Genomic DNA, 23,698 nt, shown 5'->3' with positions numbered 1-23,698 from the left:
TTACACGCTCAGGTGAAGCGACGCAGCTTCTCCTGCCAGCTCAGGGCGTCGAAGGCGGCGAGCACCGACGGCTCGAAGCGCGGCTCGTCGCTCTTCTGGGCGGCGTCCTGCCGCTGCGGAACAGGCCGTGGCGCCTCGTCCCGGGCAAGCGCCGCGCTGCCGCGGCGCGTGTTGCCGGGATCGACGAAGACGACATTGCCGGCATAGCGCCGCACCCGTGCGGGCTGCACCTCTCCGGGGCCCGGCGCGGCCCGCGCGACGGGCGGCTCGTCCGACGGCGACGCCTCCTGCGCCGGTTGAGCCGGATGGCTCGCTGCATCGTTCGGGCGTGTGTCCGAGGTCCTCTCCGGCGTGGCGGCGGGGGCGGGCGCGTCGGTGCGCCGGCGACGCAGGCCGTTGTCGCTTCCACCGGGAAGGCTCACGACGACGTCGGGCTTGTCGCGTCCGGCGCGGGGCGCTTCCTCGCGCGGGGCGAGGCCGCGCAGGCGCTGCTCGACACTGGCGAGGAGCGCGAGCGCCTGGCCGAGGCGGCGCACGGTGATGTCCTGCATCAGGCCGAGGGTGTGCAGGTCGCCGGCATGCTTCTCCAGCGCGGTGCACAGCGCCTCCTCGGCGCCACGCTCGCGCAGCGCCCAGGCGAGGTCCTGGATCTGCTCGGTGGCGTTCGCCATGCCGTCGGCGGCGGCGCGGGCCGTGCGCAGCACGGGATCGGTGCTCTCGTCCGCCTCAGGCAGGGGATCGTCCCGCCGGGTGGCCGCGATCGCGGCCTGCCCGGCCGCGACGAGCGCGGCGACATCCGCGATCTCGGATTCGAGATAGACGAGCCGGGGCGAGCGCCCGGGGATGGCGCCCTGCATCTTCTCGATCGCCCGCAGTACGGACAGCGTGTCGCTGTTGCGGTTGCGGCGCGCGAACTCGTTGAGGAACCAGCGCCCGCGCTCGCTCTCCATCACCGCGGCCTCGATGGCCTCGTAGCTCGCATCGTCGAGCGGCTTGTCGCTTTCGGTCATGCGGCCCGTCCGTACTCGTTTCACTCACGCAGCGCCGCCGCTCAGCGCAGCGACGACGGGCGACAGGCTAGTGCAAGCATCTGAACGATCCCTTACGGCTCGATTGCGGCCGATGCCGCGATTCGCCGTTCGACGCGCCGGGTGCCGGCGCGGGGAGCCTTCCGATGGATGGCCTCGTTCGCCTGTGCCTGCTCAATGCCGTCATCTTCGTCGGCACCGGCCTCTATCTGCCGTTCTTCCCCGTCTGGCTCGAAAGCCGCGGGCTCGATGCGGCAGCCATCGGTCTCGTCCTCGCCATCCCGATGGTGGTGCGCATCCTCGCGACGCCCTTCATCACCGGGCTGGCCGACCGGCACCTGCCGGCCGGCGTGCTGCTCGCCATTGTAAACGCCGGCCTCCTCGCTGCCTACGCCTTGCTGGCTGAGACCGGCGGGCCTGCCGGCATCATGGCCGTGATGGTCTTCGTCGGCTTGTGCATGGCGCCGCTCATCCCGCTGACCGACGTCACCACTACGGCCTACCTGCACGGGCGGCCGCGGCTGAGCTACGGCGGCATCCGGCTCTGGGGCTCGGTCGCCTTCCTCGTCACCAATCTCGTCGGCGGGGGCCTGCTCACGGTCCTCAAGGCGGATGCCTTCGTCTGGCTGCTGGCGGCGGTGGCGGGCCTCGGGGCCGTGGCGGCGCTCGCCGCGCCGAGGGGCGAGCGGGAGTTGCCGGTCGACGCCGCGCTCGCCGTCGCCCATGCGGCGCGCCGGCAGCGGAAGGCGCTCTTGGCGCTCGTCATGGCCGCGGCCAGTGTGCAGGCGAGCCACGCCATGATCTACGCCTTCGGCACCCTGCACTGGCGCGGGCAGGGGCTTTCGGGCAACGCCATCGGCCTGTTGTGGTCGCTCGGCGTCCTCGCCGAGATCGTTCTCTTCGCGCGCCTCGGGCCGTTCGTCGGCACGGTGCGGCGGGGTCTCGCCTGCGTCGCCCTCGGCGGCGGGGCGGCGCTCGTCCGCTTCGCGCTGATGGGGCTCGATCCCGGCTTCGCCGGGACGCTGGCGCTGCAGCTTCTGCACGGCCTCAGCTTCGGCGCCACGCATCTCGGCACCATCGCCGCCATCACCGGGCTCGCGCCGCGCGGCGCGCGGGCGCGCTGGCAGGGCATCCTGACGGCCTGCAACGCCGGCGCCATGGCCGCGGCGACCATGGCGAGCGGTCCGCTCTACGGCGCTTTCGGCGCCGGCGGCTACTTTGCCATGGCGGGGCTCGGCGCGCTCGGCATGCTGCTCGCCCTCCTCGCCGCGCGGCGGATTTCTCAGCCCCAGAGCAGGGAGGAGGGCGGCGAGACCGTGCTGCCGTCGTAGGCGAGGCCGTGCGGCCGGTCGCGCGCCAGCAGCAGCGGACCGTCGAGATCGACGAAGCGGGCGCGCGGCGTCAGCAGCATCGCCGGAGCCATGGCGAGCGACGTGCCCACCATGCAGCCGACCATGATGGCGAAGCCCTGCGCCTCGGCCTCGGCGGCGAGCCTGAGGGCCTCGGTCAATCCGCCCGTCTTGTCGAGCTTGATGTTGACCGCATCGTAGAGCGGCCTGAGCCTCGGCAGGTCCGCCCGGGTGTGCAGGCTCTCGTCGGCGCAGACCGGCACGGGGCGGGCGATATCTGCGAGCACGGCGTCTTCGCCTGCCGGCAACGGTTGCTCGACGAGGGCGACGCCGTTGTCGGCTGAGGCCTGCATCAGGTCCGCCAGCAGGTCGGGCCGCCAGCCCTCGTTGGCGTCCACGATGAGCGTCGCATCGGGCGCGGCGGCGCGCACGGCCTCGAGACGCCGGATGTCGTCCTCCGGCTTGCCGAGCTTGATCTTGAGGATGGCGCGCTCCCGTGCCGCACGCGCGGCCTCGGCCATCGCCGCCGGCTCGGCGAGGCTGATGGTATAGGCCGTCGTCGCCTTGCCGAGGCGGTCGATGCCGGCGAGGACGTGGGCGGGCACGCCGGCACGCTTGGCCTCGAGGTCCCACAGGGCGCAGTCGAGCGCGTTGCGGGCGGCGCCCGCCGGCATCGCCTCCTGCAGGCCGTCGCGGTCGAGACCGGCGGCGATCGCCGGGGCGAGCGCCTCGATGGCGGCGGCGACGCCCTCGACGGTCTCGCCATAGCGGGCATAGGGCACGCATTCGCCGCGCCCGGTGAGACCCGCCTCGGTGATGGCGGCGGTGACGACGACCGCCTCCGTGCGGCTGCCGCGGGCGATCGAGAAGACGCCGGCGATGGGAAAACGCTCGATCGTGACGGAGAGCCTGCGGTCGGTCGTGGACATTTCTTCTTCCCGGCGAGGACACGGCAGGGTTGCGATAAAGCCACAACCGCCGGCGCAAGGCACGCGCAATGGCCGCCGGGCAGGAATTCCGCGGCGCTTTTGTCGACAGTCACGGTTCCGGCGCGTTATCACGGTGCCTGGATTCGACGGGGAGCGCACCCTGGGCGAGGCATGGCAGGCATCGAGGCGATGAATTCCGGACCGGCGATCGCCGTCGACGAGCGCGGCGGCGATATGCGCTTCGTCGTGTCCGGACGCTGGACGGCGCCGCATGCCGCCGAGGTGGAGCGGCTCGCCGCGACGCTTCTGGAGGAGGCCCGCGGCGGCGGCAGCGTGCGCATCGACATTTCGGGGATCGAGCGGCTCGACACGCTGGGCGCCTGGGTGCTCGACCGGACGCGGCACGAGCTGGGCGACCGGGGCCAGCGGGCCGATTTCGTGGGCGCCCGCCCGGAGCATCAGACGCTGCTCGACGAGATCGCCTACCGCGGCTTCCAGGAGCCGACCCGCAGGAAGAGCTCGCGCATCGTCGACTTCCTGGTCGACGTCGGCCGCACGGTCGTCGAGGTGGGCAAGGACTTCATGCGCGGCGTCAGCTTCCTCGGCGAGGTGGTGGCGGCGCTCGTCGGGGTGCTGCTCAACCCCCGCCGCTTCCGCTTTCCGGCCCTCGTGCACCAACTCGAGCACATCGCCTTCCGCGGCGTGCCCATCATCGCGCTCATCTCGTTCCTCGTCGGCGCCATCGTAGCGCAGCAGGGCATCTTCCAGCTGCAGCGCTTCGGCGCGACGCCTTTCGTGGTCGACCTCGTCGGCATCCTCATCCTGCGCGAACTCGCGGTGCTCCTCACCTCGATCATGATCGCCGGCCGCTCGGGCAGCGCGTTCACGGCCGAGATCGGCTCGATGAAGATGCGCGAGGAGGTGGACGCGCTGCGCGTGATGGGGCTCGACCCCGTGCAGGTGCTGATCGTGCCGCGCGTGCTGGCACTCATCATCGGGCTGCCGCTGCTGACCTTCCTGTCGATGATGTCGGCGCTGCTCGGCGGCGGGCTCGTCGCCTGGGTCTATGGCGGCATCAGCCCGGAGATCTTCCTCGCCCGCCTGCAGGGGGCGATCGCGCTCTCCACCTTCCTCGTCGGCCTGATCAAGGCGCCGTTCATGGCCCTCGTCATCGGCCTCATCGCCTCGCTCGAAGGGCTTGCCGTGCAGGGCTCGGCGGAGTCGCTCGGCCGGCAGGTGACTTCATCGGTGGTGAAGGCCATCTTCATGGTGATCGTGGTCGACGGTCTCTTCGCCATGTTCTTCGCGGCCATCGATTACTGACATGGACGACACGCCCCAAGCCCCCGCCAGAACCGCCGACGAGCGCGAGCGCGAGGTCGTCATCCGCGTCCGCGGGCTCGAGGTCGGCTTCGGCGAGAAGACGATCATGAAGGGGCTCGATCTCGACGTCTATCGCGGCGAGATCCTCGGCTTCGTCGGCGCTTCGGGCACCGGCAAGTCGGTGCTGACGCGCGCGATCCTCGGCCTCGTGCCGAAGCGGGCCGGCACCATCGAGGTCTTCGGCGAGGATCTCGACGGCCTCAATCCGGCTTCGCGCAGGGCCATCGAGCGGCGCTGGGGCGTGCTGTTCCAGCACGGGGCGCTGTTCTCCTCGCTGACGGTGAAGCAGAACGTGCAGGTGCCGATGCGCGAGTACCTCGACATGTCGGACCGGCTGCTCGAGGAACTCGCCATGCTCAAGATCGAGATGGTGGGCCTCAGCCCCGACGCGGCGGACAAATATCCCTCCGATCTGTCGGGCGGCATGATCAAGCGCGCCGCGCTCGCCCGCGCGCTCGCCCTCGATCCCGAAATTGTGTTCCTCGACGAACCGACGTCAGGCCTCGACCCTATCGGGGCGGGCGACTTCGACGACCTCATCGCCACCCTGCAGAAGACTTTGGGGCTCACGGTTTTCATGGTAACCCACGACCTCGACAGCCTCCATTCGGTCTGCGACCGTATCGCGGCGCTCGGGGAGGGGCGAATCATCGCATCGGGAACGATCGAGGATATGCTGGCCTCGGATCACCCCTGGGTGAAGGCCTATTTCCACGGCAAGAGAGCCCGGGCCGTGATGGCCGAGTGAGAAAGAGACGACAGGCGGTATGGAGACACGGGCCAATTACGCTCTGATCGGATTGTTCACGCTGGTGGTCATCGCCGGCGCCTTCCTGTTCGTCTACTGGTTCGCCGGGGCGGACGTGCGCGCCAACCGCGTGGGCTACCGCATCGTCTTCTCGGGCTCCGTCTCCGGCCTGTCGCGCGGCTCCCTCGTGCTGTTCAACGGCCTCAGGGTCGGCGAGGTGTCGACCATCGAACTACTGCCAGAGGACCCGCGCCGCGTGGTCGCGCGCGTCGACGTCGACCGGACGACGCCGATCAATACCGATACGAAGGCGAGGCTCGAATACCAGGGCCTGACCGGCGTCGCCAACATCCAGCTCACCGGCGGCGATCCCGCCGCACCGCCGCTGGAGGCGGGTCCCGGCCAGCCGCTGCCGACCATCTTCGCCGACCGCTCGGATTTCCAGGACCTCTTGGAGACGGCGCAGCGGCTCGCGGGCAAGGCGGACGATGTGCTGACCAAGTTCGACCGCATCGTCGGCCAGGCCGAGGATCCGATCACCCGCACGGTGCAGAACGTCGAGCGGTTCTCCAGCGCCCTCGCCGACAACGCTCCCGGCCTCGAGCGGCTCCTCAGCAACGCCGCCGACCTGTCGAAGCGGCTGGACACGCTCGCGGCAAATCTCGACGAGGTGGTGAAGGCGGTGCCGCCGGACCGCGTCACGCGCATCGTCGACAACGTCGACCGCTTCACCGCGGCGCTCGGCGATTCGAGCGGCGACATCGAGTCGACGCTGAAGGACATCGCCTCGATCTCGAAGAAGCTCGACGTCGCGGCGGACCGTGTCGACGGCGTCCTGAAGGCGGCGGAAGGCTTCCTCTCCTCGCCGGAGGGCAAGGGCGCCTTCGAGGAGGTGGCGGAGGCCGCCCGTTCCATCCGCGTGCTGGCCGACAACCTCGACAAGCGCACGGCCGAGATCACGACCGGCATCAACCGCTTCACCGGCCCCGGCCTGCGCGATTACGAGGCGCTGGCGAGCGAAGGGCGCCGGACCCTCAACGAGATCAACCGCGTCCTGCGCAGCGTCGAGCGCAACCCCCAGCAGTTCATCTTCGGCAGCAAGCCGGGATTGCCAGCCTACAGTGGTCGCTGACATGAACCGCAGATCGTCTGCCGCTTCTTCCGGCGGCTCCGTTCGCCCCGACGCTTGCGCGCTGTTCGCGGCGGCGCTCGTCCTCGCCGGCTGCGCCGGCCCGGCGCCCGCGACCTTCGATCTCTCGGCGCCGCGCGAGGTGACGGGGGCGGCCCGCATCGGCGGCGACCAGCTCATCGTGACGGAGCCCGTGGCGCTGCAGACGCTCGACGGCAGCGCCATCATCGTCAAGAGTGAGGGCGGCGCCGTCTCGCAGCTCGACGGGGTGCAATGGGCCGACCGGCTGCCCAAGCTGGTGCAGACGCGTCTGATTCAGACCTTCGAGAACGGCAGCCGCCTCGGCCGCGTGGCGCGCCCGGGCGAGGGCGTCGTCGCCAATTACGCGCTCGGCAGCGAAATCCGCCGCTTCGAGGTGTCGAGCACCTCGTCCGAGGCGGTGGTCGAGATCTCGGCGCGCCTCATCGAGACGGTCAGCGGCCGCGTGGTCTCGGCCAAGATCTTCTCGGCGCGCGTGCCGGTCGCCGGCATCACCGGGCCGGGAGCAGCGCGCGCGCTCGACGAAGCGCTGTCGTCCGTGCTGCTGCAGATCGTGCGCTGGTCGCCGGCACGGGTGTGACCGGTGTGCTACTCGGCTAGGAAGAGAGGAGCCGCAAGGTGCGGCTCCTGCAACCGCCGTCAGATCCCGCCATACGGCGGCACGCCGTAATAATCGTCGATGCTGCGGGTGTAGCCGCGATCCTGCCAATTCGGCTCATCGTTGACGCCGTAGCTGGGCGCCCCTTCGAGCCGGCTCTTGTCGAGATCGACGACGTAGCCGCCCATGCCGGTGTCGTAGGTCAGGACGCGCCACGGCAGGGGATGGTAGCTTTCGCCCATGCCGAGAAAGCCGCCGAACGACATGATCGCATAGGCGACCTGGCCGGAGCGCTTGTCGATCATGACGTCATAGATCGAGCCGAGATGCTCGCTCTGACGGTTGTAGACGTCCGTGCCTTCGACCTTGCTCGCCGCGATGAGGCTGCTGGTTTCCTCGGTGGCGACGCCGGAGCTGGAGCTGGAGCTGTAGTCGGTCATGCTGGCCTCCCTCGCAGGTTGGGGCAGAACAACCAACAATTCGGCGTTCTGTTCCAGCGCCGGGGCACGATGGCGCGGACCGGGCTGGGCGATCGACGCTGCATCGCCATCCGCGGGGCGCGAGGGGCGCGCCGGTCAGCGCCTGAGCATGTTCAAGAGTTCGGTATCTCGCAGCTCGCGCCAGCCGTCTTTCCGCGGCACAGCCCGAGCCCGGCTGTTACCGCTCCCGCCGATACCAGAAGGCATCGGCGATGCGCGCCATGCCGGCGCGTTCATAGAAGCCGACCGCATCAGGTACCGAGGCGAGCATCAGGCTGACCTGCGGGCCGATCAGGCGGCGGGTTTCGTCGAGAAGCCCCTTGCCGATGCCGAGGCCCTGGGCCGAACGCGACACGGCGAGCTCGGACAGGTAGCAGCACCAGCTGAAATCGGTGACGCAGCGCGCGACGCCGAGAAGCGGCCGGCCAGGCTCGTCGCGGCGCGCCGTGACGATGAGATCGGCGCCGGAGAGCATCGCCTCCAGTCGCGCTTCATCGTCGACGGGGCGGATCGCGCCGAGGCCGGATTCGATCAGCACCCGCCGGAACTCGGCGCGGTCGAGGCTGTCTTCCCGGCCATAGAGGATGGGGCGAGAGGCGGTCATGGCGGGCGAGCAGGGTCCTTCGATCTGTCGTCGCGACGCGGGCCGGCCGACGCCACTGGCGCAGCGGATCCCGGCGCGGGAAAATTGCTCCCTCTCGCGTGCAAATGCAAAGGGTGAACTCCCATGAGCGGAGCAGCTGCTCGACCGCTGCAAAAGGCCGGCCCCTGCCGGACGCGGGGCGCTTCCCACTGCGGCCGCTACTCAATAGCGATCCCAGAAGCCCGGCTGGGTCTGGCTGTACTTGGTGAAGGCTCCGTACAGCGTGTTGGGATCATAGAGCCGCTTCTTCAGATCCTTGAGGAACGGGGCGAGGCTGCGGAAGCGCCTTTCAGGCGAGCCGGTGATCGAGCCGGGGCGTGGATCCAGGGACTGGGCCGGCCCGCTCTTGGCGAGCGTCCTGTAGATGTCGTCGATCTGGCTGAAGATGTCCCGCTCCGCCTGCGCCAGCTGGTTGGCGACATGGGCGTAGCAGTCGTCGACGCTGGTTTTCGTCTTGCATTCGGCCATGGCCATCCGGAAGGGATAGACGCGCCAATCCATCCCCCGGTAATGGCCGTCGAAGGGCGGGTCGCGGTGTCCCGTCATCTCCCCGCGCTCGTTCTCGAACTGGACCTGGACATAGAGCGCGACGAGGCCACGGTCATAGTACCAGAGGTCGAGGAAGCCTGGAAAACCGATCTTCCTGGCGAGGTCCACCCAGTCTCCGAGGCGCTTCTTGCGGTCTCCGGCCCAGCTCGGCTCGTTCGCAGCCTGGGCCGCGAAGTCGAGGATGCGCTCCGCCAGGTTGCGCTCCGACTGGAGCGTGACCTGCGGCGAGGCGGTGATCGCCATCGCTTCGTCCTCGGTGATGCTCACCCGGGCGAACTTGATGCTCATCATCCACCGGCTCGTCGGCTCGCGATGCGAGCGCCGGTAGAGGGCGGCGGCGATGGTGATCTTCTGGCCAGGGGGATAGCCCTCGCCCTTGAGTTCGGCATGAAGACCCTGCAGCTCCTGCGTGGCGCGGACGAGGCCGCGGGCAAAGTAGCCGCCATCGGATCTGTAGACGATGTAGTGGCGCAGCTCGTAGGCGACGTTGGCTGCGAACCTGTCGAAGTCCAGGTCGAAGGTCGGAGTCAGGAGGACGACGGGCTTCGGCAGGATCGGCGTCCACCCGCCGAGCTCATGCTCGTTGGCGCGCCTGCGGAACTCTTCGATGGGCATGTAGTCCGTGCGCTGAGATGCCATGGCCGGCCTCGCACGAAAGAATGGCGGGCTGTGCGGCTGACCGCCTTCGCTCCGCATCCACGCAGCTGCGTGACTGCTTCTGATAATATCACCGGCACGCCCCCCACGGAACGACGGCGCTCCGCGCCGCGAGGAACAAAGAAAAAGGCGCGGAGGGAGCCGCGCCTTTTTTCTTCCGAGCCGGGCCGCGATCAGTCGAAGCGGCCGGTGGCGTGCGCCAGCATGGTGTAGACCTTGCCGGTCTCCGACGTGAGGTAGGTCTTGGCCATCATCGAGTCGCGGTCCTGGCGCGAGACCTCGGCGAGCAGGCGCTCGAACTCGTCGATGTAGCGGTCCACCGTCTCACGGAACTCCGCGTCCTGACGGTACTTGCGGCGGATCTCCTCGAAGGTCTGCTGGCCCTGCAGCGTATAGAGCCGCCGGGTGAAGACGTTGCGCTCGCCGCGCTTGTAGCGGTCCCACAGCTCCACCGCCGCATCGTGATCGATCATCCGGGCGATATCGACCGAGATGGAATCGAGCAGCTCGATGGTGCGGCGCTGGTTGGCGGGCGCGCCGGCCGCGGCCTGCGCGGCGGGGGCTGCGGGCTTCGCCGGCTCGCCCTCGTCGCGCGAGGCGCGCACGAGGAGATCCGAGAGCCAGCCGCGGCCGCCGGCCTGCTGCGGCGCGGCCTCGCGCTGCGGGGCAGGGGCGGGCGCACGCGGCGCCGGTTGCGGGGCGGGAGCCGCAGCCGGCTGGGCAGCCTGCGGTGCCGGCTGGGGCCGCGGCGCCGGCGCGACCGGGCGCTCGGCAACCGGACGCTCGGCAGTCGAACGCTCGGCCTGGGCCGGACGACGCGGCTGGGCCGCTTCCACCACGTCGACGGCGCGGCCCGACCGGGTGACGATCTCGGTCAGCTCGTTGAGCGCCTTGATCTGGTCGGCGACGACGCGGCGCATGGCGGCGGTCGTCTCCTGCGTCTCGCGCGGCATCTCGATCACGCCGCGCTTCAGCTCGCCGCGCGTCGCCTCCAGCTCCTCGTGGATGCGGGCCGTCATGCCGCGCATGTCGTTGGCGACGGAGTGGAAGCGCTCGGTGGCCTGGCTGAGCCCCTGGCTCATCTCGGCGATGACCTGCTCGTAGGCCTGGCGCAGGGCAGCCGCCGTGCGCTCGCGCTCCTTGCCGGTCGTCGTGCGGATGAGGTCGAACTGCTCGCCGATGGCCTGGGTGGCCGACTGGGCGTTCTCGGCCAGCACGGAGCCGATCTGGCGCGCCTTGCGCTCCGCCTCCTGCAGCGTCTCCGAGAGGAGGGCGCTGAAGGACCGGGTGATCGATTCCATGTCGTCGGCCCGCTCGCCGACAACCGAGACGAGGTTCTCCAGCGTCTGGCGGCGCTCGTCGAGGGCGACGCCCACGCGGGATTCGACGCCTTCGAGCAGGCGCGTCGCCTCGGCGATGGCCTTGATGTGCTCGTTCGTGACCTCGGCGACGGCCCGGCCCTGCTGGCCGAGCTTCTCGGCGAGACCGGCGGCCTGGGTCAGCGTCTGGCCGGAGATGGCGCGCAGCGCCTCGACCTGGGCGGCGACATCGCCCGCCGCGCGGCCGGTCTCCTCCTTCACCGCGCCGAGCACCTCCTGCAGTTCGCCGACGCGGCTCGTCAGCCCGTCCTCGACCTGGGCGAGGTTGGCGCTGGCGCTCGCCGTCATCTGCTGCAGCAGGCGGTTGGCCTCGGACAGGCGGTCGAGCACGCCCGACAGCTCGCCCTTCAGGCGGTCGTTGGTGGACATCAGCGTCTCGATGGAGCGGCTGGTGCCGTCCTCGATGACCCGGCGCAGCGATTCGCTCGACGAGCCGAACAGGTCGGTGAGCTCCTGCGAGCGCTCCTGCACCGCATCGACGATGGAGCGGCCGCGCGTCTCCAGCGTGCGCACCACCGCCTCGCCGACCGAGGCGACCTCGCGGGCGATGCTCTCGCCGCGGTCGGCGATGGCGCCGACGAGGCCGAGGCCCTTGTCGTCGAAGAGGCGCTCCAGCTCCTGGGCGCGGTTGCCGAGGGTGGCGTTGATCGCCTCGGCGCGGGCGGCGAGGTTCTCGGAGATCGCCTGGCCGCGCTCGTCGAGCGTGGCGCTGACGGTGTCGAGCCGGTCGACGACCCGCTCCTCGAAGCGGGCGACGCGCTGGTCGAGCGTCGCCGCGATGTCGAGGGCGCGGCCGCCCAGCGTCTCGTTGATCTCCTGCGCCTTGCCCGAGAGCACCTCGGTGAGCTGCGCGCTCTTCGTCGAGATGACGCCGCTGATCTCGTCGACCTTGGAGGCGAGCGCCTGGGTGACGTCGCGGCCGCCCTCGGCCATGACGCGGGCGATCTCCTTGGTGCGCTCGACGAGGGCGTCGTTGAGGGCACTGGCGCGGGAGCCGAGATTGTCGTCGATGCGCACGATGAGCCCGTCGAGCGACTTCGCGATCTCCTGGCTCTTGGTGGCCGAACGTTCCTCGAAGCGCGCGATGTGCGCTTCCATGACGTCGCCGGCCTCCTTGGTGCGCTCGGCGAGCGCGTCGGCAAGCTGGGTGCCGTGGGTCGTCAGCAGGTTCTCGACATCAGCGAGGCGGGCCGTGACGGTCGTCGTGAAGCCCGACGTGTCGTTGGCGATGCGCTCGGCGAGCGCCTGGCCCTTGGTGACGATGACATCCTCGAAGCCGGCGAGGCGCATGGACAGCGCCGCGTCGAGCCGGTGGCCGCGCTGCTCGATGGTCTCCTCGAGCGCCGCGAGGCGCGCGCCGAGGGTGGCATCGAGCGTGCGGGCGCCGCTCTCCACGAGCTGCTGGAAGGAGCCGAGGCGGGCCGACAGCGTCTCGTCGAGCGAGCCGGCGCGCGCATCCACCGTGCGCTCGAAGCTGGAGAGCTTCTCCGACAGGCTCGCGTCGAGGGTCGACGTGCGGCTCTCGATGGCATTCTCGAAGGCGGAGAGGCGCGTGTCGAGCGTGCTGTCGAGGCTGACCGCGCGGCTCTCGATGGCGTTCTCGAAGGCCGAGAGGCGCGCGTTGAGCGTGTTGTCCAGGCTGAGGGCCCGGTTCTCGATGGTCTCCTCGAAGGCCGACAGGCGGGCGTAGAGCGTCATCTCCAGCTTGTCGCCGCCGGTCTCCATCGTCTTCTCGAAGGCGGCGAGGCGCTCGCCCAGCTTCTCGTCGACGAGGCGGCCGCGGGTGTCGATGGTCTCGGCGAGGGCCTCGGCGTTGCGCGCCAGGGCCTCGTTGACGCGCGAGGCCTGCGTCGCAATGGCGAGCACGACGTCCTTGCCGGTGCCGGCCATGAGGGCGCGGGTCTCGTCCGTCTGGCTGGCGAGCATGTCGCGCAGCTCGGAGGTGCGGCCGGCGAATTCCTCGGCGAGCGTCCGCGCGCTCTCCTCGAAGGTGACGCGGGCGCTCGCGGTGCGCTCCTCGAGCAGGGAGGCCATGTGCGTGCCGGTGGTCGAGAGCGTGGTCTCGAGCGAGCGGGCGCTGTCCTCGAAGGCGGTGCGCACGAGGTTGGTGCGGTCCTCGACCAGCGAGGCGAGGCGGTCGCCGACCGTCCCGAGGCTCTCCTCGATGCCGCGGGTGCCGTTCTCGAAGACGGCGCGGACGTTCTCGGCGCGGGTCTCGAGGAGGTCGGCGAGGCGCTCGCCGGTGCTGGAGAGGCTGTCATCGAGCGCGCGCGTGCCGTTCTCGAAGGCAAGGCGGATGCTCTCGGAGCGGCTGTCGAGCAGGCTCGACAGGTGCCCGCTCGTGCTCGACAGGCTTTCGTCGAGGGTGCGGGTGCCGTTCTCGAAGGCGAGGCGGATGGCTTCCGAGCGGCTCTCAAGCAGGCCGGACAGCTGCTCGCCGGTGTTGGCGAGGCTGCGGTCGAGGGCCTGCGTGCCGGTCTCGAAGGCGCGGCGCACGTCGTCCGAGCGGCTCTCGAGCAGCGCCGCGAGGCGCTCGCCGGTGGTCGACAGGCTCTCGTCGAGCGTGCGGGTGCTGTTCTCGAACAGCTCGCGGGCGACGCTGGTGCGATCCTCGACGAGGCCGGCGATCCGCTCGCCCGCCGTGTTGAGGGTCATCTCCAGCGCCTGGGCGCCGTCCTCGAAGAAGCTGCAGGCGGCGTTGGCGCGCTCGGAGATGAGGGCGGCCATGCGCTCGCTGGTGCTGGTGAGGGTCGTCTCCAGCTCCGTCGCGCTCTGCGAGAAGACGGTGCGGGCGGTGTTGGTGCGTTCCTCGATGAGGCCGGCGAGGCGGTCGCCCGTTTCGGCGAGCGTCTGCTCGAGGGAACGGCCGTTGACGTTGATGACCTCGTGGATGCGCTCGCCCGTCTCGGCGAGGCGCACGGCGAGGCCCTCGCCGCGCGAGGCGATGGTGTCGGCGATCTCGCGGCCGGTGATCTCGATGCGCTGCGTCACCTCCTCGCCGCGGGCGCCGATGGCGACGCTGAGCGTCTCGCCCGTGGAGCGCAGGGTGTCGTTGACCTCCATGGCGCGCTGGGCGATCTGCTCGGCGACGCTCGTGCCGGTCTCGGCGAGGGTGCGGGTGAGATCGGCGGCGCCTTCGTTGAGGCCTGTGGTGAGCACCTGGCCGGTGCGCTCGATGGCTTCGGTGATCTCGCGTGCCTTGCCGTCGAGCGTCGAGGTGACGTCGGCGCTGGCGCTGGCGAGGCGGGCGCCGACGGCGTCGCTGGTGGAGCCGAGGCGCTCGACGAGGTCGCCGCCGCGCGAGGTGATCTCGTCGATCATCCGGTCGCCGGCGCGGCCGAGGGCGAGCGTGATCTGCTCGCCCTTCGAGCCGAGCTGCTCGGTCACGCGCGTGCCGGCGGAGGCGACGGCCTCGGCGATGACGCGGCTCGCACCCTCGAGCTCCTGGGCGAAATGCTCGTGCGCGCCGGAGATGGCGGTCTTCACCCGCTCGCCATTGCTGATGATGGCCTCGCGCTGGGCGACGAGCTCGTCGAGCAGCGAGCGGATGCGGATCTCGTTGTCGCCGTAGGCGCGCTCCAGCGTGGAAATCTCGGTGCGCACCAGCGTCTCGAGCTCGCCGGCACGGGCGAGCGCCCGCTCGAGGCCGTCGCCCATCGCGGCCACCTCGCGGCGCACGGCCTGGGAGAGGTTCACGACGGAATCGGCGGCCAGGTTCTCGGGCTGGGCGAGGCGCACGGCAACGCCCGTCATGGCGCGGGCGACGAGGCGCATCTCCTGCGCGCGGGTGTGCAGCGTCGCGAGGACGAAGAACAGCACGACGGGGCCGAAGACCGTCAGGGCGAGCAGGGCGCCCTCGACGGCGCCGATGGCCCCGATGGCGCCATCGATGCCGACGGCGCCGAGGTTGTAGCGCTGCCAGATGCCGGCCCCGGTGAGGCCGAGCCACACGAGCGAGGCGAGGAGGGCGAGCCAGTAGGCGCGGGAGGAGGGCCGGGCCTGCAGGGCCTGCAGAAGGGCCCCCACCGTCTCCTTGTCGTCGTTGGCGACGCGGGAGGGATCGGGCGCGACGACACCGGCCGGCTTCTGGCCGGCCGGGCGGGCGGCTGAATCAGGGGCGGCTTTTTCGGCGGGGCGGGCGCTCATCGGCTTCCCATCGTCCGTGGCAGGCGCGGTGTCCCGGGTGCCGGGCTTCGGTGCCGGCATCTTGAGGGACGGCTTGGCAGGCGAGAGCTGGCTCGCCTTGGGCATCTCGGGGGTGCCTTCGGCCGGCTTCTCGGCCGGGGCACCCGTAACGGAGGCGAAAAAGGCCTGTTCGTCGATCTCGGGCAGGCGCGGCTCCTCCGCCGGATCGGGCAGCTTGCGCGCCGTCGCCGCCCGACTGTCGAGCGCCGTCAGGTTCAACGCCTGCTCGATAGCCGACAGGGCTGCTTCCGTCGGGTCTTTTGCCTGATTGTCCTTGGCCATGATCGCCGCCTCACTCACGCCACACCACGGGTCCGCCGCCGCTGCCTGTTCCGGCAACGGCGGCCTGCGTCCGGACGGGGCCTCCTCGCTTGCGCAAGACCGCCCGGCCGCAAGGACCGCCATTTACCAAAACAGTCTATCGTTCGGTTCCGGTGAAAGAAACCCGACCGGACGGCCACTTGAATGTTTCGTTAACGCCTTGTTTACCATTTGAAACGTCAAAGACTTATGGCGGGAGAGTGGCATGGTTGACGGACGGCGCATGAAGCGGCTCTCTTCCATGTGGACAAGCCCGATCGCCGGCCCTGCCGGCTCGCCGCCGGGACGAGGATCATGATGGCTGCCCGCGAGACGGATGATGCCGCTTCGCCTTTGGACGAGGAATTCCTGCTGCGCCAGGCCGCCGGTGACGCGGCCCTGATGCGCGAGGTGGCCCAGCTCTTCCGCGAGCAGCTCAAGGGCCAGATGGCCGTCATCGCCGGCAATGGCGCGGCCGCGCTGCGCTACGAAGCCGCCCACACGCTCAAGGGGGCTTCGCTCGCCATCGGCGCCCGCCCCCTCGCCGAGGCTGCAAGACGGATCGAGGCCGAGCTGCGGCGCGCCACCGAAGGCGGTGAGCAGGCCGGGCTCGAGCATCTGCTCCCGCCCCTCGAGGCGGCTGCTGCCGATTGCGATGCGGCCCTCGCCGAACTCCTGACACGCGGCTGATCCGGGGCGGGTGGCGGCTGCGACGCACCGCCGGTGTTCACATCGCCTGCAAATGTTCTAAAGAGGGCGGGAATCGCCACGGAGCAGGGCATGCCCAAGATCACTTTCATCGATGCCGACGATACCGCCCGCACGGTGGAGGCCGAGGTCGGCGCCACCGTGATGGAGACGGCCATCCGCAACGGCGTGCCGGGCATCGAGGCCGAGTGCGGCGGGGCCTGCGCCTGCGCCACCTGCCACGTCTATGTGGACGAGGCCTGGCGCGAGGCGGTGGGCGAGCCCGAGCCGATGGAGGAGGACATGCTCGACTTCGCCTTCGACGTCAGGCCCAGCTCGCGCCTGTCCTGCCAGATCCGCGTGCGGCCGGAGCTCGACGGCCTCGTGGTGCGCACGCCCGAGCGGCAGGGCTGAGCCGGCTTTCGCTCACCCCTCGGCGAGCGGCAGGCAGATGTCCGTGACGAGATCCTGCGCCGGCACCTCGCGCGGGTCGTTGCGATAGATCTCGTAGGGCGGGCGGTCCGCCGGTTCGTGCCCGCTCGCGGGCAGCCAGGCGCGGTAGAGCCAGTCGTAGGCGCGCTCCAGCTCGGCATAGGGCCCTCGGTGGCGCAGCACGGCGTGCGTGCCGGCAGCGATGGGGACGATGTGGACGGTGGCGTCGTCCTCGACCTCGGGGCCGACGGTGATGCCGGCGTCGGAGCGCAGGTCCTTGGCTGCGACGCTGCCCGGGTCGTCGTAATAGACGCCGACGGTGACGGCGCCCGGGCCGAGGAGGCCGCGCGCCGCTGCCCAGGGCATCAGCCGGTCGAAGGCACGGCCGATCTCCATGTAGGGTCCCACATGGCGGATGGCGGCGAGGCGCAGCGCCGACATGGGCTGCAGGGTGACGGTCCAGGGACTGGTCATGGGTCCATCCTCTTCGTGGGGACGCCCGGCGCCGGGCAGCAGGCGGCCGCGGCGCCGGTAGGCTGCGGGGGCATGGCCGTAGGAGGCCGCGAAGGCGCGCGTGAAGGCGGCGACGCTGCCGTAGCCCGCCCGGGCGGCGATGCGCGCGATGGGCGATTGCGAGGCGACGAGGCCATGGGCGGCGCGGTGCAGCCTGAGGCGCCGCGCCGTCTCCGCCGCCGTCTCGCCCGTCATCGCCCGGTAGATGCGGTGAAAGTGGTAGGGCGAGAGACAGGCGATGCCGGCGAGACGCTCGAGCGACAGGTCGCCGTCGAGGTGGCCGGCGATATGCGTGGCGACCCGGGCGATCCGCTCGGCGTAGTCGAGGCGTGTCTGCGACTTCAGGCCGATCATGTCTCCGTTCCGCTCCCTCGCGCGTCGCGCCGGTCCTTCCGGCGCCGGTGGAGAGTACCGATAGCGGCTTGATCGGCGTTGCGCATTTTCCGTGCCGGACGGCGTGCGCTCCATGCCGCTGAAGCCGCGCTCGCCCGCGCCGGGGGCGGTTGACCTCGATCAACGCCGCGGCGAGGCTGGGTGACTAGGTTTCATCGTCTCGATGACAAGGGGGTTTCGATGTTCAAGTCCATCCTGGTGCCGGTCGATCTCGCCGAGGTCGAGGTCTCGCGCGCGGCCATCGACAAGGCGGTGGCCTTCGCCAATGCCTCCGGCGGTCAGGTGCGCCTCATCTATGTGCGCTCGATCCTTCCCGTGACCTTCATGGAGTTCGTGCCGCCGGATTTCGACGCCGAGCAGCAGACCGACAGCGAGGCCAAGCTCAAGGAAGTCGCCGAATCCGTGCCGCTGCCGAGGGAGCGCGTCTCCACGGCGGTCCATATGGGCGCCGTCTACAACGAGGTGCTCGAGGAGGCGGCGAAGATGAACGCCGACCTCATCGTCGTCGGCTCCCACCGCCCCGCCATGGCGACCTATCTCCTCGGCTCCAACGCCTCCACCATCGTCCGGCATGCGCCGTGCTCGGTGCTCGTGGTGCGCGAGAATCACACCGGCGAGGGCTAAAGCGGCAGGGGCTTCAGCTTCGCGGCAGGAGGTCGGCCGGCAGATCGTCCGCGGTCGCCGGCCGCGGACGGTTGCGCAAGACGAGCGGGGCGAGCTGCCAATAGGCGAGGGCGAGCACGGCAAGGCCGATGAGAGCCGTCGTGCCTGCGCCCTGGCTGACGGCCTGGTATGCGAAGCCGGCCAAGCCGAAGATCGTGACGAGGCCGATGGCCGCCAGCAGCAGCCAGGCGGCGTGGGAGCGGCCGCAGCGGATGGCGACGCCCGGATTGGCCGCCGCCACCGCGGCGACGAGAGCCCGCACGAAGGCGGAATAATCGCCGTTCTGCGTCTGCGCGCCGGAGAGGCCCCAGTTGACATTGGTGAGCGACAGGCTGCGGCCGTCCGCCATGCGCAGGGTCGTGCGGTAGACCTCGCGCACCGCCGTCTTCGATTCGAACGTCAGGCGAATCTCCCTGATCGCTGACAGCGCGACGGTGTCGACGCGTCGCCCGGCATCGGCCACCAGCCGGTCGCCCTCGAGCCGGTAGGTGACCTCGAAGCCGACGGGCCGGGGCTTCTGGCGATAGACGTGGCCGGGCGGGTTCCCGGCGTCCTCTGCGATGTCGTCCTGATCCTGCATGGCCGTCTTGTCGGCGAAGGCGGGCGCGGAGGCAAGGGGGCGGAGGCGAGAGGGCCGGGCGAGGAGGTGGAGGCGAGCGGTGCGCGTAAAGGCGCGCTCGTGCCCCGGACGCACCGCAGCACGTGAGTGATGCGGTGCAGATCCGGGGCCCATTCGCCGCGGGGTATATGGCGCCTTCGGCAGGTTCTTGCGCTGGATCCCGGCCCGCATTCCGCTTCGCTGCATGCGTCCAGGATACGAGCTTGCGCCGGGGTGCGGCGGTCTGCAATTCCCCCGACTGCCGACTGCCGACTGCCGACTGCCGACTGCCGACTGCCGACTGCCGACTGCCGACTGCCGACTGGCGCCGCCGCCTCACCGCATCAGCGCGCGCATCGCCCGGTCGAGGCCGTCGAGCGTCAGCGGGAACATGCGGTCGCCGATCAGCTGGCGCACCATGGCGATGGAGCGGGTGTAGCCCCAGCGCTCCTCGGGCACCGGGTTGAGCCACACGCTCTTCGGGAATTGCGTGAACAGCCGCTGCAGCCAGACCTCGCCCGCCTCCTCGTTCCAGTGCTCCACGGAGCCGCCGGGCATGGCGATCTCGTAGGGGCTCATCGAGGCATCGCCGACGAAGACGGCGCGATAGTCCGACGGGAAGGTGCGGATGACGTCGAGGGTGGGGATCGTCTCCTCGAAGCGGCGGCGGTTCTCCTTCCACAGCTGCTCGTAGGGGCAATTGTGGAAATAGAAGTGGTCGAAGTGCTTGAACTCGGAGCGCGCGGCGGAAAAGAGCTCCTCCGCCTTCTCGACGTGCCAGTCCATGGAGCCGCCGACGTCGAGGAAGAGCAGCACCTTCACCGCATTGTGCCGCTCCGGCACCAGCCTCACGTCGAGATAGCCCTTGTGGGCCGTGGCGCGGATGGTGTCGTCGAGGTCGAGCACCTCGGCGGCGCCCGTGCGGGCGAAGCGGCGCAGGCGCCGGAGCGCCACCTTGATGTTGCGCGTGCCGAGCTCGACCGTGTCGTCGAGGTCCCTGAACTCGCGCTTGTCCCACACCTTGACGGCGCGGAAGTTGCGGTTGCCGTCCTGGCCGATGCGGATGCCTTCGGGATTGTAGCCGTAGGCGCCGTAGGGCGAGGTGCCGGCGGTGCCGATCCACTTGCTGCCGCCCTGATGCCGCTCCTTCTGCTCGGCGAGGCGCTGGCGGAGCGTCTCGAACAGCTTGTCCCAGCCCATGGCCTCGACTTGCCGCTTCTCCTCCTCGGTCAGATAGCGCTCGGCGAGCCTGCGCAGCCATTCCTCGGGAATGGCGGCCTTTTCGACAACCGGACCGAGGGTCTCCAGCCCGTTGAAGACAGTGGCGAAGACGCGGTCGAACTTGTCAAGGTTGCGCTCGTCCTTCACGAGGCAGGTGCGGGCGAGATAGTAGAAGTCCTCCACCTTCTTGTCGGCGAGGTCCGCCTCCAGCGCGCCGAGCAGGGTGAGATATTCCCGCAAGGTGACGGGGATCGTCGCGGCGCGCAAAGCGGTGAAGAAGTCGAGGAACATGCCGGCAATCTAGAGCATTTTCCACCGAAGTGGATGCCGGTCCGGCGAAGAAAATGCTCTATTCTCTGAAAGATAGACGCTCTTTCCGATTCAACCGCATCGCAAAGCGCTAATGCAGCCCTCGCAGCGCCGCGCGACGGCATCAAAAAAAGGGCCGCCGGGCATGCCGGCGGCCAAGGTGCTGGGTTGACGGGTCTCGAAACGACCGACCGAGGGCCGGGCGCTTACTGCTGCTGAGCCGGCGGGGCCGGCGGAGCGCCACGGTGGTGGAAACCGGCGTGACGCATGCGATGGCCGTGACCGCGCTGCATGCCAGCGCGCATCAGCACGTCGAAGCGGCCCTTCTGCGCCTCGTCGAGGCTTTCGTAGAGCGGCTTGGCGGCTTCGGCCAACTTCTTCATCTCGGTAGCGCGCTTCTCCATGAAGTCGGCGCGCATCTCGAGACGCTCGATGGCGCCCCGGCGTTCCGTGCGCTCGGTCCGGCTCTCGCGCCGCTCCTGCATGGCGTCGGCACGGGCCTTGGCCATGTCGCGCAGGGCGGTCTCGAGGGCAGGCCAGTTCTTCTCCTGGTCGGCGGTGAGCTTGAGGCCAGCCTTGAGGCCGGCGATGCGCGCGTCGAGGAACGCCGCCCGGTCGGCTTCGCTGAAGCGGGGGCCGCGCTTCTCCGCCTGCTCGGCACGCGGGCCGGCGCCGGGCTGCGCGCCATTCTGGGCCATGGCCATGAGGGGAGTGACGGCAACGCCCGCCGCAAGGGCCGCTGCAACGATCGCTTTCTTCATCGTGGTCCTCCATTCGATGTGGACCAAGGATGGGCTCCCCGATGCCCGATTTCAAATTAAACTTCCGCAATGTTCATGTTATCAGAATATTTACAAAAATGAATACCTGTTCATGTTTCCGTGTATTGCGTAGTTCAACGTCAATCCACCCGTTTATATAATAATCGATGCATGGGCCGGCGCGGGGTTTTGTCTGGCTTCCGGTATCCGATGCTTGTGCCGCGCCGGCAGTCTCCATGTTATGTCAGTACCATCCGGGGCCCCAGACGCCCCAGTCCCAGTTCATCGCGGCCTGCTGGTTCATCATCGCCGTCATCTGCTGCTCGTCGGCGAGGTTCTGCTGGAAGACCATCTGCCGGTAGTTGCCGTAGGCCGTCTGGTCGCCATAGTACAGGCAGCGGCAGATGCTGGGGTCGGCGTAGAGATAGAGGACATTGCCGTTCTGCGCCTGCTGGACGAACTTGTGCGCCGGCAGCGCCTTGAGCGAGGCGAGCTTGTCGGGCGTATCCGCCGGCTTGATCTTGAAGCCGGCCGCCGACAGCATGTCTTCCTTGTTCTGGATCGACGAGACGCACCCTGCAACGGCAAGTGAAGCCGCAACGGCAGAGACGATAATGGCTGTCCTTCTCATGCCACTCCCCCCTATATGAACGGTCGATCTTCCCCGTTTTCGTGTGGGGAGCACGCTGGCCGACAGGCCAATAATTCCAAACAGCTTTAAAATTCAACGGGGATTACTGTCGGTACGTCGGTGGAATAAGTCAACCGGCGCGAAGCACTTTTCCGGCTTGGCGCTGTCGCGGTGGTCACTGCCCCCCGCTTTCGCGCATGGCGCGCAGTTCGTTGCGGAAGAGGTCGCGCCGGTCGTGCACCGCGGCGATGGCCAGTCCCATGGGCACGCCGAGATGGACGAGGGAGGCTTCCGAGAGCTGGAGGCTCGCCTCGATGGTCTCGGGGACCGCATGCGTCACGCCGAGGCCGTAGAGATGCCGCGCGTGGCGTGCGTCGCGGGCGCGCGCGATGATCTTGATGCCGGGCTTCAGGGCCTTCGCCTGAAGGACGATCTCGTCGACGGCCGTCGAGGCATCGACGGTGATGATCAGGCCGGCGGCATCGGCGATGCCGCACAGGCGCAGGTATTCGCGCCGGGTCGCGTCGCCGTAGAAGACGTTGCGGCCCTGGCGGCGCTCCGCGGTGACGGTCGCGACGTCCCGGTCGACCACGAGATGGTCGATCGCCTGGGCCGCCAGCATGTCGGAGACGAGGCGGCCGACGCGGCCGCAGCCGATGATGATGGCGTGCCCGTGCTCGCCCGGCTCCGGCTGCACCTGCGCCTCCGGAGGCAGGGCTCCGGGACGGTCGAAACGCCCGGCGGCGATGGCGCCGAGGCGCGCGAGCAGGGGAATGAACACCATCGTCACGGCCGTGGCCGCGATGGCGATGTCGCTCACCGGGCGGGGGATGACGGCGAGGGCGGCGGCATGGGTGAGCAGGACGAACGCGAACTCGCCGCCGGGGCCGAGCAGCAGGGCGCTCTCGGCCGCCGCCGCGTGGCCGCCGGAGAAGAGACGCACGAGGCCGTAGACGATGAGCGTCTTCACGAGGACCGCCGCGGCGGCTGCGCCGAGGATGATGCCGGGCTGGCGCGCGATGCCGCCGATGTCCACCATCATGCCGACACTGATGAAGAAGACGCCGAGGAGCAGCCCCTTGAAGGGCGCGATCATCACCTCGATCTCCCGGCGATATTCCGTCTCGGCCAGAAGCAGCCCGGCGATGAAGGCGCCGAGCGGCATGGATAGGCCGGCCGCGCCGGTCGCGAGCGCGGTGCCGACGACGACGAGGAGGGCCGCCGCCATGAACAATTCGGGGCTGTCGGCGGCCGCGACGAGGCGGAAGAAGGGGCGCAGTGCCCGCCGGCCGATCAGCACGATGACCGCGATGGCGAAGACCGCCTGGCCGATGGCGATGACGAAGCCCGTCGCCACGGAGCCTTCCTCGCGCGCGCCGAGCACGCCGACGAGGAAGAGGAGCGGCACCACCGCAAGGTCCTGGAACAGGAGGACGGCGAAGCTCGTACGTCCGGCGGAGGTGCCGAGGCGTCGGCGCTCGGCGAGCGATTCAAGCACGATCGCGGTGGAGGACAGGGCTAGGGCGCTGCCGATGACGAGCGCCTCCGCCGCCGCGCCGCCCGCGAGCGCGACGCCGAGGCCGAGCGCGGTGGCGCAGGCCACGACCTGGGCGAAGCCGAGCCCGAAGACGAGGCGCCGCAACGTCCACAGGCGGGCCCAGGACAATTCGATGCCGATCACGAAGAGCAGGAACACGACGCCGAATTCCGCGATGCGCGCCATCAGCTCCTGGTCGGAGATGGTGAGGTAGCGCAGCACCGGTACCTCGCCGACGAGGTCGCCGAGCCCGTGCGGCCCGAGCACGGCTCCCACGCCGAGGAAGCCGAGAACCGGGCTGATGCGGAGGAGCTTGATCATGGGCACGGCCGCGCCGGCCGCGGCGAGAACGAGGAGGGCGTCCTTGTAGGTCTCGACTGGTACTGTCGCTGTCATCGCCCGTCCGTGCGCGCCGCGGCGCAGAATCCGCATCCGCTCGCGGCATCATGGGCGAGCGGCAGCCGCCGAGGCAATCGCGGATATGGGCGCTCCGCGGCGAGTGACCGGCTGTCGCGGCGCAGGCTCGTCACCGGGAGGGGCCGCAGCATGAAACGGTGC

General features: G+C 69.8%; 20 protein-coding genes. 8 read left to right on the top strand and 12 right to left on the bottom strand.

Going from position 1 to position 23,698, the window contains the following annotated elements:
- Nucleotides 1-8: 8 nt before the first annotated feature.
- Nucleotides 9-1,010 carry a hypothetical protein gene (locus GGR16_RS14135; protein ID WP_183317011.1) on the bottom strand — a complete coding sequence of 334 codons (1,002 nt, stop codon included), beginning with the start codon at nt 1,008-1,010 and terminating at the stop codon, nt 9-11.
- A gap of 164 nt (nt 1,011-1,174) precedes the next feature.
- On the opposite strand from GGR16_RS14135, the gene GGR16_RS14130 reads away from it, so the two are divergent.
- Nucleotides 1,175-2,359 carry an MFS transporter gene (locus GGR16_RS14130; RefSeq protein WP_183317010.1) on the top strand — a complete coding sequence of 395 codons (1,185 nt, stop codon included), beginning with the start codon at nt 1,175-1,177 and terminating at the stop codon, nt 2,357-2,359.
- On the opposite strand, the gene dgcA is transcribed toward GGR16_RS14130, so the two are convergent.
- Nucleotides 2,311-3,306 carry an N-acetyl-D-Glu racemase DgcA gene (gene dgcA / locus GGR16_RS14125; RefSeq protein WP_183317009.1) on the bottom strand — a complete coding sequence of 332 codons (996 nt, stop codon included), beginning with the start codon at nt 3,304-3,306 and terminating at the stop codon, nt 2,311-2,313. The genes GGR16_RS14130 and dgcA overlap by 49 nt on opposite strands.
- Before the next feature lie 171 nt (nt 3,307-3,477).
- Here dgcA and GGR16_RS14120 point away from each other — a divergent pair, with 171 nt between their 5' ends.
- Genes GGR16_RS14120 through GGR16_RS14105 form a run of 4 tightly spaced genes read left to right on the top strand, consistent with a single transcriptional unit; the run spans nt 3,478 to nt 7,185 of the window.
- On the top strand, nt 3,478-4,629 hold the full coding sequence (locus tag GGR16_RS14120) for an ABC transporter permease (protein WP_183317008.1): 1,152 nt from the start codon (nt 3,478-3,480) through the stop codon (nt 4,627-4,629).
- Nucleotide 4,630: 1 nt separating this feature from the next.
- Nucleotides 4,631-5,437 carry an ABC transporter ATP-binding protein gene (locus GGR16_RS14115; RefSeq protein WP_019403567.1) on the top strand — a complete coding sequence of 269 codons (807 nt, stop codon included), beginning with the start codon at nt 4,631-4,633 and terminating at the stop codon, nt 5,435-5,437.
- Between the two features lie 19 nt (nt 5,438-5,456).
- Nucleotides 5,457-6,569, top strand: coding sequence for an MlaD family protein (locus tag GGR16_RS14110; RefSeq protein ID WP_019403568.1), 1,113 nt, complete (start codon nt 5,457-5,459; stop codon nt 6,567-6,569).
- 1 nt (nt 6,570) lies between these two features.
- Entirely contained in the window at nt 6,571-7,185 is a 615-nt protein-coding gene (locus GGR16_RS14105; RefSeq protein WP_183317007.1) for an ABC-type transport auxiliary lipoprotein family protein, read from the top strand.
- A gap of 59 nt (nt 7,186-7,244) precedes the next feature.
- On the opposite strand, the gene GGR16_RS14100 is transcribed toward GGR16_RS14105, so the two are convergent.
- The 4 genes from GGR16_RS14100 to GGR16_RS14085 all read right to left on the bottom strand — a co-directional run bounded on the left by GGR16_RS14100 (nt 7,245) and on the right by GGR16_RS14085 (nt 15,377).
- Nucleotides 7,245-7,643, bottom strand: coding sequence for a PRC-barrel domain-containing protein (locus GGR16_RS14100; protein WP_019403570.1), 399 nt, complete (start codon nt 7,641-7,643; stop codon nt 7,245-7,247).
- A gap of 217 nt (nt 7,644-7,860) precedes the next feature.
- Nucleotides 7,861-8,286, bottom strand: a complete 426-nt coding sequence (locus GGR16_RS14095; RefSeq protein WP_183317006.1) for a GNAT family N-acetyltransferase — start codon at nt 8,284-8,286, stop codon at nt 7,861-7,863.
- 201 nt (nt 8,287-8,487) lie between these two features.
- Nucleotides 8,488-9,513, bottom strand: coding sequence for a hypothetical protein (locus GGR16_RS14090; protein WP_183317005.1), 1,026 nt, complete (start codon nt 9,511-9,513; stop codon nt 8,488-8,490).
- Between the two features lie 191 nt (nt 9,514-9,704).
- Nucleotides 9,705-15,377, bottom strand: a complete 5,673-nt coding sequence (locus GGR16_RS14085; RefSeq protein ID WP_183317004.1) for an apolipoprotein A-IV repeat region-like domain-containing protein — start codon at nt 15,375-15,377, stop codon at nt 9,705-9,707.
- Nucleotides 15,378-15,710: 333 nt separating this feature from the next.
- Here GGR16_RS14085 and GGR16_RS14080 point away from each other — a divergent pair, with 333 nt between their 5' ends.
- Together GGR16_RS14080 and GGR16_RS14075 are read left to right on the top strand one after the other, a co-directional pair.
- Nucleotides 15,711-16,085: an Hpt domain-containing protein gene (locus GGR16_RS14080; RefSeq protein ID WP_183317003.1), complete on the top strand. Its 375-nt coding sequence runs from the start codon at nt 15,711-15,713 to the stop codon at nt 16,083-16,085.
- A gap of 90 nt (nt 16,086-16,175) precedes the next feature.
- Nucleotides 16,176-16,496, top strand: a complete 321-nt coding sequence (locus tag GGR16_RS14075) for a 2Fe-2S iron-sulfur cluster-binding protein (RefSeq protein ID WP_019403575.1) — start codon at nt 16,176-16,178, stop codon at nt 16,494-16,496.
- A gap of 12 nt (nt 16,497-16,508) precedes the next feature.
- Here the strand turns inward: GGR16_RS14075 and GGR16_RS14070 are convergent, their stop codons facing one another.
- Nucleotides 16,509-17,381 carry an AraC family transcriptional regulator gene (locus tag GGR16_RS14070; RefSeq protein WP_183317002.1) on the bottom strand — a complete coding sequence of 291 codons (873 nt, stop codon included), beginning with the start codon at nt 17,379-17,381 and terminating at the stop codon, nt 16,509-16,511.
- A gap of 219 nt (nt 17,382-17,600) precedes the next feature.
- Between GGR16_RS14070 and GGR16_RS14065 the strand changes: the two genes are divergently transcribed.
- Complete coding sequence (locus tag GGR16_RS14065; RefSeq protein ID WP_019403577.1) at nt 17,601-18,044, top strand: universal stress protein; 444 nt, start codon at nt 17,601-17,603, stop codon at nt 18,042-18,044.
- Nucleotides 18,045-18,057: 13 nt separating this feature from the next.
- On the opposite strand, the gene GGR16_RS14060 is transcribed toward GGR16_RS14065, so the two are convergent.
- From GGR16_RS14060 to GGR16_RS14040, 5 genes are all read right to left on the bottom strand, one after another.
- Complete coding sequence (locus GGR16_RS14060) at nt 18,058-18,663, bottom strand: hypothetical protein (RefSeq protein ID WP_183317001.1); 606 nt, start codon at nt 18,661-18,663, stop codon at nt 18,058-18,060.
- Nucleotides 18,664-19,017: 354 nt separating this feature from the next.
- Nucleotides 19,018-20,193, bottom strand: coding sequence for a vWA domain-containing protein (locus GGR16_RS14055; RefSeq protein ID WP_183317000.1), 1,176 nt, complete (start codon nt 20,191-20,193; stop codon nt 19,018-19,020).
- Nucleotides 20,194-20,417: 224 nt separating this feature from the next.
- Complete coding sequence (locus GGR16_RS14050; protein ID WP_019403580.1) at nt 20,418-20,972, bottom strand: Spy/CpxP family protein refolding chaperone; 555 nt, start codon at nt 20,970-20,972, stop codon at nt 20,418-20,420.
- Between the two features lie 244 nt (nt 20,973-21,216).
- On the bottom strand, nt 21,217-21,603 hold the full coding sequence (locus GGR16_RS14045; RefSeq protein WP_210289572.1) for a hypothetical protein: 387 nt from the start codon (nt 21,601-21,603) through the stop codon (nt 21,217-21,219).
- A gap of 175 nt (nt 21,604-21,778) precedes the next feature.
- A complete protein-coding gene (locus GGR16_RS14040; RefSeq protein ID WP_246373081.1) occupies nt 21,779-23,536 on the bottom strand; it encodes a cation:proton antiporter domain-containing protein in 1,758 nt (585 codons plus the stop codon).
- Nucleotides 23,537-23,698: the final 162 nt, after the last annotated feature.

Origin of the sequence: Chelatococcus caeni, from assembly GCF_014196925.1 — a bacterium.
GTDB classification, from domain to species: Bacteria; Pseudomonadota; Alphaproteobacteria; order Rhizobiales; family Beijerinckiaceae; genus Chelatococcus_A; species Chelatococcus_A caeni.
This window is presented reverse-complemented; position numbering and strand designations above follow the sequence as displayed.